Annotated in this window: 1 protein-coding gene; it reads left to right on the forward strand. The window is 63.3% G+C overall.

Annotation, left to right across the window (positions count from 1 at the left end):
• Nucleotides 1–27: 27 nt before the first annotated feature.
• Nucleotides 28–547, forward strand: a 520-nt coding sequence (locus tag ACQY6C_RS14955) for a Clp protease N-terminal domain-containing protein (protein ID WP_427970084.1), incomplete at its 3' end; no start/stop codon positions are given.

Genomic DNA, 547 nt, shown 5'->3' on the forward strand with positions numbered 1-547 from the left:
GGCCTGTGTGATGGAGGAGAACTAGGCATGATCGCCCAAGAACTGGAAGTAAGCCTCCACATGGCCTTTGTGGAAGCGCGGCAGAAGCGGCACGAGTTCATCACGGTCGAACATCTGTTGCTTGCGCTGCTGGACAACCCGTCCGCAGCGGAAGTGTTGCGCGCCTGCTCGGCCAACATCGAGACCCTCCGTCGCGAGCTCACCGACTTCATCGACGAACACACGCCGACGGTCGAAGGCGACGACGAAATCGACACTCAGCCGACGCTGGGGTTCCAGCGCGTGATTCAGCGCGCCATCCTGCATGTCCAGTCCTCCGGCAAGAAGGAAGTCACGGGCGCCAACGTGCTGGTGGCGATCTTCGGCGAAAAGGAATCCCACGCGGTGTATTTCCTGCAGCGCCAGGAAGTCTCCCGGCTGGACGTGGTCAACTTCATCTCCCACGGCATCGCCAAGGACGGCGGCGCGTCCAGCGCGCCCGAGACACCGCCGAACAGCGACCCGGAAGCTGCTGAAGCCGAAAGCGAAGTCCCGCAGGGCGGCGGTG

This window comes from Altererythrobacter sp., assembly GCF_050299635.1.
Lineage (GTDB): Bacteria > Pseudomonadota > Alphaproteobacteria > Sphingomonadales > Sphingomonadaceae > Erythrobacter.